Here is a 15,789-nt window from a genome sequence, read left to right as displayed (position 1 = left end):
CAGACGTGGCTTCAGGCATGCTGATATATGATTCAATGATTTATGTTTTTGCCCTGAGCCTTCTGTTTGTATTCTCGGATGGGATTCGACGTAATGCGAATGCCAAACGGACAGGTACAGGGCTTCTTGTTGTCGTTCTTTTGCTCCAACTTGTATATATGGGAATAAGAACCTGGAACGAGGGGCACCTTCCTATTTTTGTGACCTACGACTTTTTATTTCTGTTCTCCTTTATTTTAGTGCTGATTTCTTTGATTTTGTCACGTTATCAGCGTTCTGAATTTGCGGTATTGCTGCTTGATATTATTAGCTTCGCAGTGCTTGTGCTCAATAAAATATGGATGGAGCCCACCGACAACCCGCTCGCAAATTGGCATACAGTGCATGGGCTGCTTCTCATTCATATTGCGTTGGCTAATCTCGGATTTGTAGCGATGACAGTAGCGGCTGTATTTTCGGGCTTATATCTGTTTTTGCATCGTAAATTGAAAGTAAAAAAATGGAATGATACGATCAGACGTCTGCCAAGTCTTGAAATGATGGATCGGTATACGCATAAGGCCCTCTTGATCGGCACTCCCTTACTCGGAGTCTCCATTGTCGTTGCAGTCATTTCCATTATTGCCGAGCAGCGCTGGCGTCTTTTGCTGGATACCAAAGTGCTGATGACAGCGATAGCCTTGTGCGTGTACATTGTATTTTTAGTAAGTAAAAGATTGAATCAGCGTTCAGGCCTCGTGATGGCAAAGTGGGCATTAGTGGGCTATACACTATTAATTCTTAACTTTTTGCTGAATTCCTGGTCTGTATTTCATCAGTGGACGGGAGAGTGAATACCGTTTGCAATATTTTGTCCCCATCTCGTTGAATTGTAAAAATAAGATCTGTTGTGTTGTAGGCGGCGGTAGTATAGCGGAACGCAAGGTAAAGGGGCTGATAGAAAGCGGAGCATGCATTACCGTCATCAGCCCGAATATAACGCCGGATTTACAGGTACTGGCCAATCACAAGCAGCTCCACTGGGTAAATCGCGTGTATCGCGAGGGCGACCTCCAGGGAGCCTTTCTTGTATATGCGACGGCGAATCAGAGAGAAGTAAATAACGCGGTTGCGCAGGAGGCCAGACAAAGGGGTATACTGGTAAATGTGGCGGACCGGTTGGAAGAGACGGACTTTATAACGCCAGGCATCCTTCGGCGGGGGAGGCTGACGATCAGTGTTTCCACTGCAGGGGCAGGCCCGGCTGTGACCGCCGATATTACATCAGCTTTAGAACCATTATTCGGCAGTGAATATGAACCATATCTTGATTTTATGTACGAAATGAGACAAATTATCAAACGTACTGTAAGTTCTCCGCGACAGAGGGCCAAACTTCTGAGGCGTTTGGCGAACAGCGGGATTTTGGATCAAATACGACGTCATGAATTTGTTGCTTGGACCGAAAAAGAGATGGACCTATGGATTGCGCAAAATCAGGAGGAATAACATGCGAACAATTGTGGTAGGGAGCAGACAGAGCGCGCTTGCGCTAACGCAGACCGGTCATGTCATTGAGGATTTGAATGCGCTGTGCGCGGAGCATGGATTGGTTTTGCAGTTTGACGTGAAAAAAATACTGACCAAGGGCGATCGAATATTGGATGTAACCTTGTCGAAAGTAGGCGGCAAAGGACTTTTTGTCAAAGAAATTGAGCAGGCCATGCTGGCTGGTGAGATTGATATGGCAGTACATAGTATGAAGGATATGCCGTCCGAATTGCCGGAAGGTCTTGTGAACGGCGCTGTACCGCGCCGAGAGGACCCACGGGATTGCCTCGTTACACTCGGAGCCAAAAGCCTGGAGGATTTGCCTCAAGGAGCAAAAGTAGGCACGAGCAGTTTGCGCCGGGCTAGTCAAATCAAGGCCATGCGACCAGATCTACAATTAGAGCCTGTACGTGGTAATATTGATTCCCGTCTGAAAAAGCTGGAGACGGAAGGATTTGACGCCATTATTTTGGCAGCGGCGGGCTTACACCGGATGGGCTGGAAAGAGCGAATTACAGCCTATATTCCAGAGGAAGCCTGCTTGCCGGCTGTAGGACAGGGAGCGCTTGGTATTGAATGTCGCGCCAACGATGAAGAGCTGCTCTCATTGTTGCGTCTTTACAATGACCGGGATACGTCGGCTACGGTTGCTGCAGAACGAACCTTTCTTGGTGTACTGAATGGGGGATGCCAAGTACCGATCGGGGCTCATGCCGTCTGGGCGGGTCAAGAAATCCGCCTTACGGGTATGGTAGGCTCGCCGGATGGCGAGATTATTTTGAAAGAAACGCTCCAGGGAGAAGATCCGCAAAAGCTGGGGGAAGCGGTAGCGTCCAGTTTGATTGCCAAGGGAGCAGAACAGATTCTGGCACAGGTAAGGGGATGAGGATATGGCGGGGAAGGTATATTTAGTTGGCGCAGGGCCCGGAGACGCAAGATTAATTACGGTCAAGGGATGGGAATGTATTCAACTGGGTGATGTCATTGTGTATGACAGACTGGCAAGCCCGCGCCTCTTGGGGCTGATGAAGCCAGGTGCGCAAAAAATATATGTCGGTAAGCTGCCGGATCGTCACACCATGAAGCAAGAGGAAATCAACCAGTTGCTGGTGGACTTGGCGTTGGAAGGAAAAACGGTTGTTCGGCTCAAGGGGGGAGACCCTACCATCTTTGGTCGGGTTGGAGAGGAAGCCGGGCTGCTGCGTAAACACGGTATTTCTTATGAAATCATACCCGGCATTACTTCAGCAATCAGCGTACCCGCCTATGCGGGCATTCCGGTTACACACCGGGATATGGCCTCATCGCTGTCTATCATTACGGGGCATGAAAGTCCGGATAAACTCGATAAAAGTATTCATTGGGATAAAGTAACGAATGCAACGGGCACACTGATCTTTATGATGGGTGTGGCGAAGATTGGCTACATCAGTGAGCAACTGATGAAGCACGGCAAACCGTCGGATACACCCGTCGCTTTGATTCGTTGGGGAACCCGTGCGGAGCAGGATACACTGGTGGGTACGCTGGCGGATATCGAGGTGAAGGTAAAGGCTGCTAATTTCCAGCCTCCCGCTGTCATCGTTGTTGGAGAAGTGGTCAATCAGCGTGAACAGTTAAAATGGGCTGAGGATATGCCTCTATTCGGCAAGCGGATTCTGGTTACTCGTGCACGCGCCCAGGCCAGCAGTCTGGTTCGCCGGATTGAGGAGCTCGGTGGCGAGCCTTATGAATTCCCTGTCATCCAGACGGTAGTCCCTTCGGACGAGCCGACGAAGCAGCAAATTAAAAAGGCATTTGCCCGACTGCCTGAATACGATTGGGTGTTTTTTACCAGCGTTAACGGAGTGGAATACTTCTTTAATCACTTGGAGGAGCAGAACAAGGATGTACGTGCGCTGTTCAAAGCGCGTATTGCCGCAGTCGGTCCGGCTACAGCAGCCGCACTTCGGACGCATGGAATCGTCGCAGAACAGATCGAAGGTCCGTTTCAGGCAGAGGGCTTGCTTGAAGCGTTTGAACAGGATTTGCAGGCAGGGCAGAACGCATTCCTTCCCAGAGGGGATCTCGCTCGGTCTTGGCTGCCAGAAGAGCTAAGAGAGATGGGGCTTGAGGTGACTGAGGCTAATCTGTATCAGACGGTACTGGCGGCCAACACACAGGATGATGAGCTGCTCAAGCTGCTTGAGGAGCGCGCCATTCACGCCATTACTTTTACCAGTTCCTCAACCGTAACCTTTTTTCTGGAAGCGCTCAGGCAAATGGGGGTAGATGATCCGGTGTCGCTGCTGAAGGGAGTTACGATTGCTGTAATTGGACCCTTGACTGGTGAGACAGCTATCCAGGCCGGTTTGACCGTCAGCTTTATGTCGGAGCAGGCGACTATTGAAAGTTTGGTCCAATCGCTATGTGACTGGAAACAATCGAGTACTACTGTGACATTATAATTTGTGCTTTTACCAAATGAATGTATAAAATATGGAGGTTTGCAATCATGAGTGTACCTTTTACGAGACATCGTCGTTTGCGTCAGTCGGCTGCGATCCGCAGTATGGTGCGTGAGACTGTATTGAATCCGGCTGATTTTATTCAACCGATCTACGTAACATTTGGTGCTGGGGTGAAGCAGGAGATTAGCTCCATGCCTGGCGTATACCGTTTTTCTCTGGATCAGCTGGAGGAGGAACTGAAGGAAATTAGCGAGCTGGGCATTCCTGCTGTGCTCTTGTTTGGCATACCGGAAACCAAAGATAGTTTGGGGACTTCGGCTTTCGTGGAAGATGGGATTGTGCAGGAGGCTACTCGTCTGATCAAGTCCCGCTATCCCGAGCTGCTGGTTGTAGCCGATACTTGTTTGTGTGAATTTACGGATCATGGACACTGCGGCATGGTACACATGCATGAGCATGATGGTGAGGTATGCGGCGAGGTATTGAACGATGAATCGCTGGAGGTGCTGGTACGTACAGCAGTTTCCCAGGCTAAAGCAGGCGCGGATATTATTGCTCCATCCAATATGATGGATGGTTTTGTGCAGGCCATTCGGCATGGACTGGATCAGGAAGGCTTCTCACATATTCCGATTATGTCGTATTCCGTCAAATATGCGTCTGCTTTTTACGGTCCTTTCCGGGAAGCCGCAGATTCTGCGCCACAGTTTGGTGACCGCAAATCCTATCAGATGGACCCTGCCAATGCGCGTGAAGCGTTGCGGGAAGCAGAATCTGACGTGCTTGAGGGTGCGGACATGCTGATGGTAAAGCCTTCTCTTTCTTACCTTGATGTAATGCGCACCATTAAGGACCAATTTGACCTGCCTTTGGTGGCTTACAATGTCAGCGGTGAATATGCAATGGTCAAAGCGGCAGCACTCCAAGGCTGGATTGATGAAAAAGCGATGGTAATGGAGATTTTGACAAGCATGAAGCGTGCAGGTGCGGATATGATTATTACCTATTCTGCCAAGGATGCGGCGAGATGGTTGAAGCAATAAACGTATTTTTCAGACGACAGGAGTGATCAGAATGATCGACGAACAACGAACGGTGCGCAAGGATACGCGCTCCAAAGTAGCCTTTGATGAGGCAAAGCAATATATTCCGGGTGGCGTAAACAGTCCGGTTCGAGCTTTTAAATCCGTGGGCATTACGCCAGTATATATCGACCATGGGGAAGGATCGCGTGTATATGATATCGACGGTCAATCCTACATAGACTATGTATGTTCATGGGGACCGCTTATTATGGGCCATGCACATCCCGAAGTGGTTAAAGCTTTACAGGCTGCTGTTGTAAAAGGAACCAGCTTCGGCGCACCAACGCTGGTGGAGACAGAAATGGCCAAGCTCGTATGTGAACGTGTTCCTTCCATGGATCTCGTTCGTATGGTCAACTCGGGAACCGAGGCAACCATGAGTGCGATCCGCCTCGCACGTGGATTTACGAAACGCAGCAAAATTCTTAAATTTGAAGGCTCTTATCACGGTCATGCGGACAGCCTGCTGATTAAAGCGGGCTCTGGTGTTGCGACATTGGGTTTGCCCGATAGTCCGGGTGTACCGGAAGTCGTGGCCACACATACCATCACCGTTCCTTATAATGATTTGGCTTCAGTGAAGCTGGCTTTTGAGAAATTTGGCGAAGAAATTGCCGCAATTATTGTCGAGCCGGTAGCAGGCAACATGGGTGTTGTACCGCCACAGCCTGGATTTTTGGAAGGTTTGCGTGAGGTAACCCGACAATATGGAAGTCTGCTGATTTTTGATGAAGTGATGACCGGATTCCGGGTGGGGCTTCACTCTGCCCAGGGACGCTTTGGTGTGACACCGGATCTTACGTGTCTGGGCAAAGTAATTGGGGGCGGACTGCCGGTAGGTGCTTACGGCGGACGTCGTGACATTTTGGAGCAAATCGCTCCATCCGGGCCTATCTATCAAGCGGGTACGCTGAGCGGAAATCCATTGGCTATGGCCGCAGGCTATTCGACACTTAAGCTGCTGACGCCAGAAGTATATGATCGGCTGGAAGAGCGGGCAGCACGGCTTCAGGCCGGATTCGAACGTAACGCGCGAGAGCTGGGTATTCCTGTCACAATCAACCGTGTAGGTTCCATGGTGTGTCCATTTTTTACGGACGAGAAGGTTGTCAATTTTGATACGGCTAAAAAGAGTAATCAGGATCACTTCCGCCGCTATTTTACCGAAATGGTGAATGAGGGAGTCAGTGTGGCTCCATCTCAATTCGAGGGCATGTTTGTATCAGGTGTGCATACGGTTGAGGATATTGACGCCACTATTGAAGCGAACTATCGCGCGCTCAAACGTCTATGAGCTGGCAAGGTAGCTGGAAAAGAAGGGGACCTTGGCTGGAAGTCACACCGGGACGAGAAATTACAGCTGGCGAAAATCGGGTTGAGGCTGTAGACGACTGGTTGCTGAACCGTTTGGGTTTACCAGACAAGCTGTGGCGCAGACTACGGCACGAAAAAGGGATTGAACTTACAGGGGACCGGCTACGGCTGGCCCTTTTTCCTGTAATGGACCTTGGCGTCATCCCTCGTTGGTATGATTTGAAGGTACTGTATGAGGACGATTTTTGCCTGGTCGTACACAAACCGGCAGGTATGGCGGTCCATCCAGACGGCGGTGTAAAGGATGGTCCGCTGACGCTGGATCATGCTGTCGCATCCTATTATGAAATCAATGGCATTCATGCAGCGGTACGACATGTGCATCGTTTGGATGTGGATACGACAGGCCCGGTGCTATATGCCAAAAATGAATTCGCGTTGCTCAAGCTGGACGAGCAAATGCGAGCCAAGGATATCGACCGTCGCTATGTCGCTTGGGTAAGGGGGGAAGTGCCTGCATCGCTCCGGACATTGGATTGGCCGATTGGCAAGGACAGGCATCACAAGCAGCGTCGTCGTGTATCTCCGACCGGACAAAAGGCAGTTACCCATGTGGAACTTGGTGAAGTATGGGGGAGTGGTTCAAGCGCAATCAGTCTTGTATATCTGACATTGGATACCGGCCGAACCCATCAGATTCGCGTTCATCTTAGTCATGCTGGTTTCCCGCTGCTCGGGGATGTATTATACGGGGGCCGAGCTGCTGATTTTGGCAGGCAGGCGCTGCATGGAGAGCGCCTTACCTTCGGTCATCCGCTTAGCGGCGACACGATTACCGTGGCGGATGCTTGGCCGGATGATTTGCAAAAGCTGTACAAACAGCTATAAAAGATGGCATGCCTTCTATTTTGGCGCATATACTTGAACCTAGAAACGGTTTGCAATATGGAGTTTCCGTGCGCCTGACAGGAGTCAGAGGATGTGCGGAGGCTGCCCAAAGGAGGATGCCATCCTTGAATAAACAACAGAATGATCAGCCGCAAGGCTTGCGTTTTGATATTTATGAACGCATTCATTTGACGGAGGAAGCTGCCGGGATTGCTGAGTTGGAGGAAATTGAGCTTCTGCCACGCATTCAGGTTGTAACCCACGGCGACCATGCCGCTTTGCGAGGGCATTTGCTGCTGGAGGGCGTGTACCGCACACCTGAAGAGGTAACGAACGAGCTTCGTCATATGATACCTGTGGAAATTACCATTCCGCTGAACCGGGTAGGAAGATTGGAAGATATTTCAGTCGAGATTGAAAATTTTGATGTGGACCTGCTCTCCCTGCGTAGTCTGAATATCACTGGCGTTCTTTCACTGCATGGGGTGGAAAGCTCGCATGCCGAGGAGACGGCGGTTTGGCTGGATGAGGAATTTACCGTGGTGCATGCACCCGAGCATCAGACTCAATCCTTTTCCAATAATGGGGAGTATCGGAAGGAAGAGGACTATTCTACTCAACAGGAGTTTGCTTCCTGGGAACAGCCGTTACTGGACCATGAAGAACAGAAACTGTTATCGGAACAGCAAGCTTATGAACCAGCTGCAGATTCGAATCGATTGAACGAGCCTTGGACGGGTAAAGCTGATGAAGATAGCCCCTCCGAGATAAAGCATGAGCATGCTGCACCGGAAGTATGGGGGTTTCAGCAGGAGGAAGCATGGACGGGAAGTGAGCCGAAGGTATCTGCTGTATCTTCCGATGTGGTGCATGATCCTTTGCAGTCTGAAGATCATTCCTTAGCAGAGCCGGGGGGCTATCTGGAGCCGCAATTGCACACGAGCCAGGTGGATGGTTTTAAGCCTGAAGCGTCAGAGCAGGTGGACCATTCGGTCCATGACACCTCTCCCGACGAGAAACCGGAGATGCGTGTGGCGCTCAACAGCAAAAAGGACGAAGGAGCAGACGAGCCGGACACAGTTGTCTACTCGTCGCTGCTCCAATCCAGCCGTTCGGTGAAGGAAGCGGAATATCAGTCTCAATTGGAGCAACAGCCACAGGATCAGAATCAGAAAGCCGAAGAAGAGCGAGAGGATGCCAAGTGGAAAAACCTGTTTTTCCATACGCAGGATGAAACGCCTTTCCGCAAGGTCCGCTTATGCATCGTGCAACGTGAGGATACACTGGAAACCATAGCTGACCGCTATCAGCTCAGTACGCGGGAGCTTCAATTGTATAACAGATTGGCGGAGCATCATGTGGAAGAAGGCCAGGTATTGTACATCCCTTGATCCAGTAACTGAAAAATGCACAGCGGGTGTTGACTATAGTCAATGGGAAATGTATGATGTGGTATAGCTATTGAAAGACTGAGATCGGGAAGAGTAGGCAGCAAGCCCTTCAGAGAGTGGAATTGCAGCGCTGTGAGGTTCCGCAGGAAGCTACTGGCCGAAGTCACCCGGGAGTCGCCTGTTTGAACGGTTCCTCATGTCATTCCAACGGAAGGTACGAGGTTCACGGTAGAATAAGGCCGGTCCGCAACCGTTATCTGCATAAAGTGTCACACCATGTGTAATGGATCAGTGGATACATACACGAGGGGTGAAACAAAGGTGGTACCGCGAAAGAACAGCCTTTCGTCCTTTGAGGATGAAGGGCTTTTTTTATTTGCCAATTGAAAAAATCATGGGGGTATCCTGATATGTCAGAACAAGACAACAAGACAACCTTGGAAATGCCAACAACGTACGATCCAAAATCAGCAGAGCAAAAATGGTATAAAACGTGGATGGAGAAAGGCTATTTCCGCGCCGGACAACATCCGGAGGCAGAGCCTTTTACAATCGTTATTCCACCACCGAATGTGACGGGGATGCTGCATATCGGACATGCGCTTGATTTTACTTTGCAGGATATTATTATCCGCGCCAAGCGTATGCAGGGCTATGATGCCTTGTGGCTGCCAGGGGCAGACCATGCGGGTATTGCTACGCAAACAAAGGTAGAGCAAAAGCTGCGCGAAGAAGGTCTGACAAGGTATGACTTGGGCCGCGAGAAGTTTTTGGAGAAGGTATGGGAATGGAAAGATCTTTATCTGGATAATATTCATAATCAATGGGAGAAAATGGGTTTTTCCCTCGACTATTCTCGTGAACGCTTTACGCTGGATGAGGGACTGTCCCAAGCAGTACGCGAGGTATTCGTAAAGCTGTACAAAAAAGGCCTGATCTATCGCGGTAAACGCATCATTAACTGGGACCCTGCTGCACGTACGGCATTGTCGGACATTGAAGTAGAGTATAAAGAGGTGAATGGCAATCTGTACCACCTTCAATATCCACTGAAAGACGGTAGCGGATTTATTACAGTAGCCACTACCCGTCCTGAAACGATGCTGGGCGATACAGCTGTCGCTGTACATCCGGAAGATGAACGGTATAAGCAAATGATCGGCAAAACACTGGTGCTTCCGATTATTGGGCGTGAAATTCCGATTATTGCGGACGATTATGTAGATAAAGATTTTGGTAGCGGCGCGGTTAAAATTACACCAGCTCATGATCCGAACGACTTTGAAATGGGGCAACGTCACCAGCTGCCACAAATTACGGTAATGGACGAAACAGGAACGATGAATGCCGAGGCAGGCAAATATCAGGGCCTTGATCGCAGCGATTGCCGTAAGCAAATCGTCGCTGATCTGAAGGAGCAGGGTGTACTTATACGTATTGAAGAGCATGTGCACCAGGTAGGTCACAGCGAGCGTACAGGTGTAGTTGTAGAACCTTATCTGTCTACACAATGGTTCGTGGAAATGAAGCCTCTGGCAGCTAAAGCGATTGAAGTGCAGAAGGCCGGCAACGGCGTAAACTTTGTACCGGATCGCTTCGAGCGGACTTATCTGCACTGGATTGAAAATGTGCGTGACTGGTGTATTTCCCGTCAATTGTGGTGGGGACATCGTATTCCGGCTTGGTACGATGAAGAAACCGGAGAAATTATTGTTTCGGTAGAGGACCCTACAACCTTGCCTGAATATGCTGGCAGAAAGCTGAAACAGGATGAGGACGTGCTGGATACATGGTTCAGCTCTGCTTTGTGGCCGTTTTCGACACTGGGCTGGCCTGAGCAGACCGAGGATCTCCAACGCTATTACCCGACCAATGTCCTGGTTACAGGCTATGACATTATTTATTTCTGGGTGTCGCGGATGATCTTTACCGCACTGGAGTTTACGGAAGAGATTCCGTTCAAGGACGTGCTCATGCATGGCCTGGTTCGTGATGCGGACGGTAGAAAAATGTCCAAATCCCTCGGCAATGGTGTTGATCCGCTCGACGTAATCGACCAATATGGCACGGACGCCATGCGTTATATGATTTCCACCAGCAGTACGCCTGGACAAGATCTTCGTTTCCGTTGGGAACGAGTGGAGCAAGCCCGCAACTTTGCCAATAAAATCTGGAATGCATCCCGCTTTGCACTGATGAATCTGGAGGGTGTTACTGCGGCGGATATCGACATCACCGGTGATTTGAGCACTGCTGATCGTTGGATTCTCCACCGCCTGAACGAAACTTCACGTGACATTACGCGTCTAATAGATGCTTATGAATTTGGCGAGACAGGCCGCCTTCTGTATAACTTTATTTGGGATGATTTGTGCGACTGGTACATTGAGTTTGCGAAGCTTTCCCTATATGGCGACAACGCAGAGGCGAAAAAGAAAACACAGTCTGTACTGGCATATGTACTGGATCGGACATTGCGCATGATTCATCCGTTCATGCCGTTTATCTCCGAGGAAATATGGCAGCATCTTCCGCATGAAGGCGAAACGATTACACTGGCCGCTTGGCCTGTGTATGATCCGGCTTTTGAGGATAAGGATGCGGTAGCTGAAATGAATTTGCTGATCGACGTGATTCGCGCCGTGCGCAATATCCGCGCTGAAGTTAACGTACCGATGAGCAAAAAGGTTGAATTGCTCATAAAACCTGGCGATCAAGCCGTTCTTGATATCATTAACCGCAATGCGGAATATGTACGCCGATTCTGCAATACATCCGAATTCGACGCGGGATTGGAGATCTCCGTTCCAGATAAAGCCATGACATCTGTAGTCAGCGGCGCAGAGCTATACCTGCCATTGGCCGGACTGCTTGATATTGCCCAGGAAATTAGCAGACTTGAAAAAGAGCTTCAGCATTTGAACAGTGAAGTGGAGCGCGTGGAGAAAAAGCTTTCCAACCAAGGTTTCGTGGCTAAGGCACCAGCTAAAGTCATTGAGGAGGAGAAGGCGAAACAAGCTGATTACTCCGATAAGCGCGCCAAAGTTATCGCACGTATTGAAGAACTCAAGGGATAATTTCACTCACTATAAAATGACCTGAAGGTGAAGAGGATGTCAGATACGAACAGGGGCAGCGAAGCTGCTCCTTTACAAAGCTATGATGAAGCAGTGGAATGGATTAACGGATTAATTCCGTTTGGAATCAGACCCGGACTGGAACGAATCGAACAGCTAATGAGTATGTTGGGTGACCCGCAGCATCATTTGAAATTTGTGCATGTTGCGGGTACCAATGGCAAGGGCTCAACCTGTGCTTTTCTGACCTCCGTCCTAATGAAATGCGGTTACGATGTCGGGACTTTTACGTCTCCGTACATCACACGATTTACGAACCGTTTTCAATTCAACGGGACCGACATTCCTGATGAGACACTGGTTTTGCTTGCTAATCGCTTGTACCCTTTGGTCAAGGAAATAGCAGCCAGTGAATTGGGATCTCCCACGATGTTTGAGGTATCGACAGCGTTGGCTATTCTATACTATGCTACGGTGTCTTTTCCAGATGTTGTGGTATGGGAGACAGGTCTCGGGGGAAGGATGGATGTAACTAATATCGTGAGTCCTATCGTCTCGATTATCACGAATGTAGGCTATGACCATACGGATATTCTGGGAGATACGCTTGATCAGATTGCAAGGGAAAAGGCCGGTATTATCAAGCCTGGCGTACCTGTTGTAAGTTGCGTTACCCAGCCCGAGGCTATTCAGGTTATACGCGAAACGGCGGCAAGCCAGGGAGCTACCCTGTATTTGGCAGGAGAACAGTTTACGTATGCACGGCTTAACGGGGACGAATCGGGTCAGATTTTCTCGTTCGCGGGACCCTTCCGGCATATGGAAATCGACATTGCGTTGTTAGGTGAGCATCAGTGTGCTAATGCGGCAGGAGCTATGATGGCACTCGAGGTCCTTCGTCAGTATACGGCTTTTGTGTTGGACGATGCTGAACTGCTGGAGGGCTTTAGACAAACGGCCTGGGCAGGGCGTCTCGAACAGGTCAGCACCTCGCCGAGAATTGTCATTGACGGGGCTCATAATCCAGAAGGGGCACAGACGCTTGCAAAGAGTCTTCCCCAGCTGTATTCGTACCGAAAATTGGTTTTAATGATGGGGATGCTGTCAAACAAGCATCATGAAGCATACTTGCAGCATATACTGCCACTAGTGGATACGCTTATCCTGACCGAGCCCGATTTCCGCCGCAAAATGGATGCCGCTGAATTGGCTCATCTCGTGGAGAAGCTGCGGCCGTCTTATGCCAAAATGGATTTGAAAATTATTGTAGAAGGTGACTGGAAAAAGGCTCTTGCCCTGCTTCAGTCACATACGGAAGCGGAGGATCTGGGGGTGGTGTCCGGCACGCTGTATCTCATTGCGGATGTACGGGCTACCCTTATGTATCAAACCGATTCGGAAAAAGGTTGGTGAAATTTGTTGATTACTTCGGAACATGTTCATTTTATCGGTATCGGCGGCTACGGGATGAGCGCGATTGCTCGGGTCATGCTGGAGATGGGTTATACCGTAACTGGCTCAGATGTGGCATCACAAGAGCTGACAGAAAAATTAGCGGCAAAAGGCGCAAAAATATATATCGGACACACCCCTGAACATATTGCAGGTGCGGATATCGTCGTCTACTCAACGGCATTGTCTCGTGACAACGTAGAGCGGGTGGCAGCAGAAGAACTGAATATTCCAACTCTGCACCGTTCACAGATGCTGGCTCGCTTGCTTAACGAACGTAAGGGAGTGGCTGTTGCAGGGGCGCACGGTAAAACGACAACCTCCTCGATGATTGCCTTGGTTATGGAGAGATGTAATGTCGATCCAACGTATATCATTGGCGGTGAAATCACGAATTTGGGTACGAATGCCAAAGCGGGTAAAAGCGAGTTTGTTGTTGCTGAGGCGGATGAGAGCGATGGCTCTTTTCTGCAATATCATCCATGGCAAGGTATCGTAACCAACATCGAAGCAGATCATTTGGAAAATTACGATGGCGACTTTAATCGTTTGAAAAGTGCCTATGTACAGTTTTTAAGTCAAATACGGCCAGATGGTGCGGCCATTGTATGTGCAGATGATCAGAACATCCGCGAGATGATACCGCAGCTTCAAACTCGGGTCATTACCTACGGAGTGGAGCATGAGTCAGATTATATGGCGACAGATATCCAATTAGGCGACCGTCGATTAAGCTTTACCATGAGCCGTAAAGGGACAGCGCTCGGAACGATCGAATTGTCTGTACCAGGCAGACACAACATGTACAACGCGATGGCTACTGTAATTTCGTGCTTGGAAGCAGGGATTCCATTCGATCAAATCGCTGCTTCCATTCTGGAATTTCACGGAGCCAAGCGCCGTTTTCAAGTGCTGGGTGAAAGCAATGACATTCTGGTTATTGATGACTATGCGCATCATCCAACAGAGATTGAGGCTACGATTAGTGCAGCGAGAGCGACAGGCAAGCGTATTATTGCTGTGTTCCAGCCGCAACGCTACAGCCGTACCTTTTTCCTGCTAGATGCGTTCAGCCGTGCGTTTAGTGAAGCGAATGAAGTCATTATTACCGACATTTATTCACCAGCGGGAGAAAAACAGATTGAAGGCGTGCATTCTTCCAAGCTGGTGGATTTGATCGTCCAAAACAGCAATGCCAATGCGATCTACTTGCCGACCAAAGAAGCTGTGATCGAGGAGTTGAAAGATCGGCTACAGCCTGGTGATCTTGTGCTGACGATGGGTGCAGGAGACATCTGGAAAGCAGGCGACGCGTTAGCGCGCCATCTTCGTGGACCTCAAGCGTAATAAGTACAACATGTTAAGCTATGCCGATGAATGACAATTATACAAAGGTATTCCGAACATTGAATATGTTCCGGGATACCTTTTTTTGTATTGCTGGAGGCATATTTTCTTAGCTTGACTCATACAACAAACTATGAGGAAGTATGGGACAAGGAGGGAGTGCATCCGTGAACAAGGCCAAGATGACATTCCGGTTCGATCAACAGCTACCTGAGACAAAGCGGGAGGAAAAGCTACAGGTGCTTCCGTACAAAAACGGGCTAATTGCAAGCGAACGGAGTGAAACGATTAGAGATACGGGATTACATCAAAATGAAAAGCAGTTTCAAAGCGTTAACCTGCATGAAAGCACGAAACGGATTAGCGGGATGGGAGAAAATATTGAACATACGCAAAAAGAGAAACTTGATGAACCTGTGAGTGTGAATAAAAATGCTACAACCCGACGTTTTGCTTCGCCGTTGAGGGTACAGGAGGGATGGGACGACCCCTTTGGCCGTTCGGCAGCTTCCTGGTCGGATGCAGACGTTCTGCCAGATGGCTGGGAAGAGGGTAGAGATGGGGAAACTTATCATTCCGGTCAAGAGTACCGGAAACGCCCGCCCCACCCCTCCAGATGGAAGTTGATCGGCTCAGTAGCCAGCGCACTGGTGACTGGAGGGATGTTTGGATATATCATGTTGCTGCTGTTTAACGGAGGCGGAATCGTCCCGGGATCAGAATCCTCAGCAGAGCAGGCCTTGCCAGTCTTTAATGAATCTGTTAACACAGATACACCGTCCGCAAAAGAGAATACTAACCCCGTCAATGTCGTAACGGCTCAAGTGCCTCCCCAAACCTATTACTTGCTGCAGTACGGGGTTTTCAGCACTCCAGAACGGGCCTTGCAAGCCAAAGAAGAACTGTTGAAGGCAGGCATTGCTGCCGGAGGGGATGCCGAGGATCAAAATCGGGTTTATGCAGGAATATCACCGGACAGGGAGCAGGCCAAGCTGCTCAGCAATCAATTGAAGACGCAAGGCGTCGAACTGTATGTTCGTGAGCTTCGATTGCCTGGATTGGAAAAAGCCGCCTATACAGGCGAAGGTGAAAAGCTCACAGCCTTTTTTCAGTTAAGCGGCACATTAGTAAGCAAGCTGAGCGGACTTAGCTCATCTCTGCTCGGAGATGGCGGTCCAACTGCGGTATCAGTCTCTGAAATGAAGGGGCTGAATGATCTTCATCAGCAGTGGACGCAAAATATCGCTGCACTTCC

Annotated in this window: 12 protein-coding genes and 1 other annotated feature; all 12 genes read left to right on the top strand. The window is 49.5% G+C overall.

Annotated elements, in window-relative coordinates; genetic code table 11:
- Window positions 1-5 precede the first annotated feature (5 nt).
- A complete protein-coding gene (gene ccsA, locus L693_RS0113455; protein WP_025717706.1) occupies window positions 6-833 on the top strand; it encodes a cytochrome c biogenesis protein CcsA in 828 nt (275 codons plus the stop codon).
- A gap of 7 nt (window positions 834-840) precedes the next feature.
- Window positions 841-1,488 carry a precorrin-2 dehydrogenase/sirohydrochlorin ferrochelatase family protein gene (locus L693_RS0113450; RefSeq protein ID WP_025717705.1) on the top strand — a complete coding sequence of 216 codons (648 nt, stop codon included), beginning with the start codon at window positions 841-843 and terminating at the stop codon, window positions 1,486-1,488.
- 1 nt (window position 1,489) lies between these two features.
- The gene (gene hemC / locus L693_RS0113445) at window positions 1,490-2,416 is read left to right on the top strand and encodes a hydroxymethylbilane synthase (RefSeq protein ID WP_025717704.1); all 927 of its coding nucleotides are present in this window, start codon (window positions 1,490-1,492) and stop codon (window positions 2,414-2,416) included.
- A gap of 4 nt (window positions 2,417-2,420) precedes the next feature.
- Window positions 2,421-3,977 carry a uroporphyrinogen-III C-methyltransferase gene (gene cobA, locus L693_RS0113440; protein WP_025717703.1) on the top strand — a complete coding sequence of 519 codons (1,557 nt, stop codon included), beginning with the start codon at window positions 2,421-2,423 and terminating at the stop codon, window positions 3,975-3,977.
- A 47-nt stretch (window positions 3,978-4,024) separates the two neighbouring features.
- The gene (hemB, locus tag L693_RS0113435) at window positions 4,025-5,023 is read left to right on the top strand and encodes a porphobilinogen synthase (RefSeq protein WP_025717702.1); all 999 of its coding nucleotides are present in this window, start codon (window positions 4,025-4,027) and stop codon (window positions 5,021-5,023) included.
- Window positions 5,024-5,054: 31 nt separating this feature from the next.
- On the top strand, window positions 5,055-6,359 hold the full coding sequence (gene hemL / locus L693_RS0113430; RefSeq protein ID WP_025717701.1) for a glutamate-1-semialdehyde 2,1-aminomutase: 1,305 nt from the start codon (window positions 5,055-5,057) through the stop codon (window positions 6,357-6,359).
- Window positions 6,356-7,267 (top strand): RluA family pseudouridine synthase, encoded by a 912-nt coding sequence (locus L693_RS0113425; RefSeq protein WP_025717700.1) that lies wholly within the window; start codon window positions 6,356-6,358, stop codon window positions 7,265-7,267. The genes hemL and L693_RS0113425 overlap by 4 nt, the downstream gene beginning before the upstream one ends.
- 125 nt (window positions 7,268-7,392) lie before the next feature.
- Window positions 7,393-8,658, top strand: coding sequence for a LysM peptidoglycan-binding domain-containing protein (locus L693_RS0113420; protein ID WP_025717699.1), 1,266 nt, complete (start codon window positions 7,393-7,395; stop codon window positions 8,656-8,658).
- 71 nt (window positions 8,659-8,729) lie between these two features.
- Window positions 8,730-9,014: a binding site (T-box leader), on the top strand.
- A gap of 54 nt (window positions 9,015-9,068) precedes the next feature.
- A complete protein-coding gene (locus L693_RS0113415) occupies window positions 9,069-11,735 on the top strand; it encodes a valine--tRNA ligase (protein ID WP_025717698.1) in 2,667 nt (888 codons plus the stop codon).
- A 36-nt stretch (window positions 11,736-11,771) separates the two neighbouring features.
- Entirely contained in the window at window positions 11,772-13,148 is a 1,377-nt protein-coding gene (locus L693_RS0113410) for a bifunctional folylpolyglutamate synthase/dihydrofolate synthase (protein WP_025717697.1), read from the top strand.
- A 6-nt stretch (window positions 13,149-13,154) separates the two neighbouring features.
- Entirely contained in the window at window positions 13,155-14,534 is a 1,380-nt protein-coding gene (murC, locus tag L693_RS0113405; RefSeq protein WP_025717696.1) for a UDP-N-acetylmuramate--L-alanine ligase, read from the top strand.
- A gap of 167 nt (window positions 14,535-14,701) precedes the next feature.
- Window positions 14,702-15,789, top strand: a 1,088-nt coding sequence (locus L693_RS0113400) for an SPOR domain-containing protein (RefSeq protein ID WP_025717695.1), incomplete at its 3' end; no start/stop codon positions are given.

Origin of the sequence: Paenibacillus sp. 1-18, from assembly GCF_000520755.1 — a bacterium.
Lineage (GTDB): Bacteria > Bacillota > Bacilli > Paenibacillales > Paenibacillaceae > Paenibacillus > Paenibacillus brasilensis.
Note: the sequence above shows the minus strand (reverse complement) of the source record. Positions and strands in the feature narration are given on the sequence as shown.

Coding starts and splice junctions, on each gene's coding strand:
- hemC (WP_025717704.1), top strand. CDS start 1,490: ATGCGAACAATTGTGGTAGGGAGCAGACAGAGCGCGCTTGCGCTAACG.
- cobA (WP_025717703.1), top strand. CDS start 2,421: ATGGCGGGGAAGGTATATTTAGTTGGCGCAGGGCCCGGAGACGCAAGA.
- hemB (WP_025717702.1), top strand. CDS start 4,025: ATGAGTGTACCTTTTACGAGACATCGTCGTTTGCGTCAGTCGGCTGCG.
- hemL (WP_025717701.1), top strand. CDS start 5,055: ATGATCGACGAACAACGAACGGTGCGCAAGGATACGCGCTCCAAAGTA.
- L693_RS0113425 (WP_025717700.1), top strand. CDS start 6,356: ATGAGCTGGCAAGGTAGCTGGAAAAGAAGGGGACCTTGGCTGGAAGTC.
- L693_RS0113415 (WP_025717698.1), top strand. CDS start 9,069: ATGTCAGAACAAGACAACAAGACAACCTTGGAAATGCCAACAACGTAC.
- L693_RS0113410 (WP_025717697.1), top strand. CDS start 11,772: ATGTCAGATACGAACAGGGGCAGCGAAGCTGCTCCTTTACAAAGCTAT.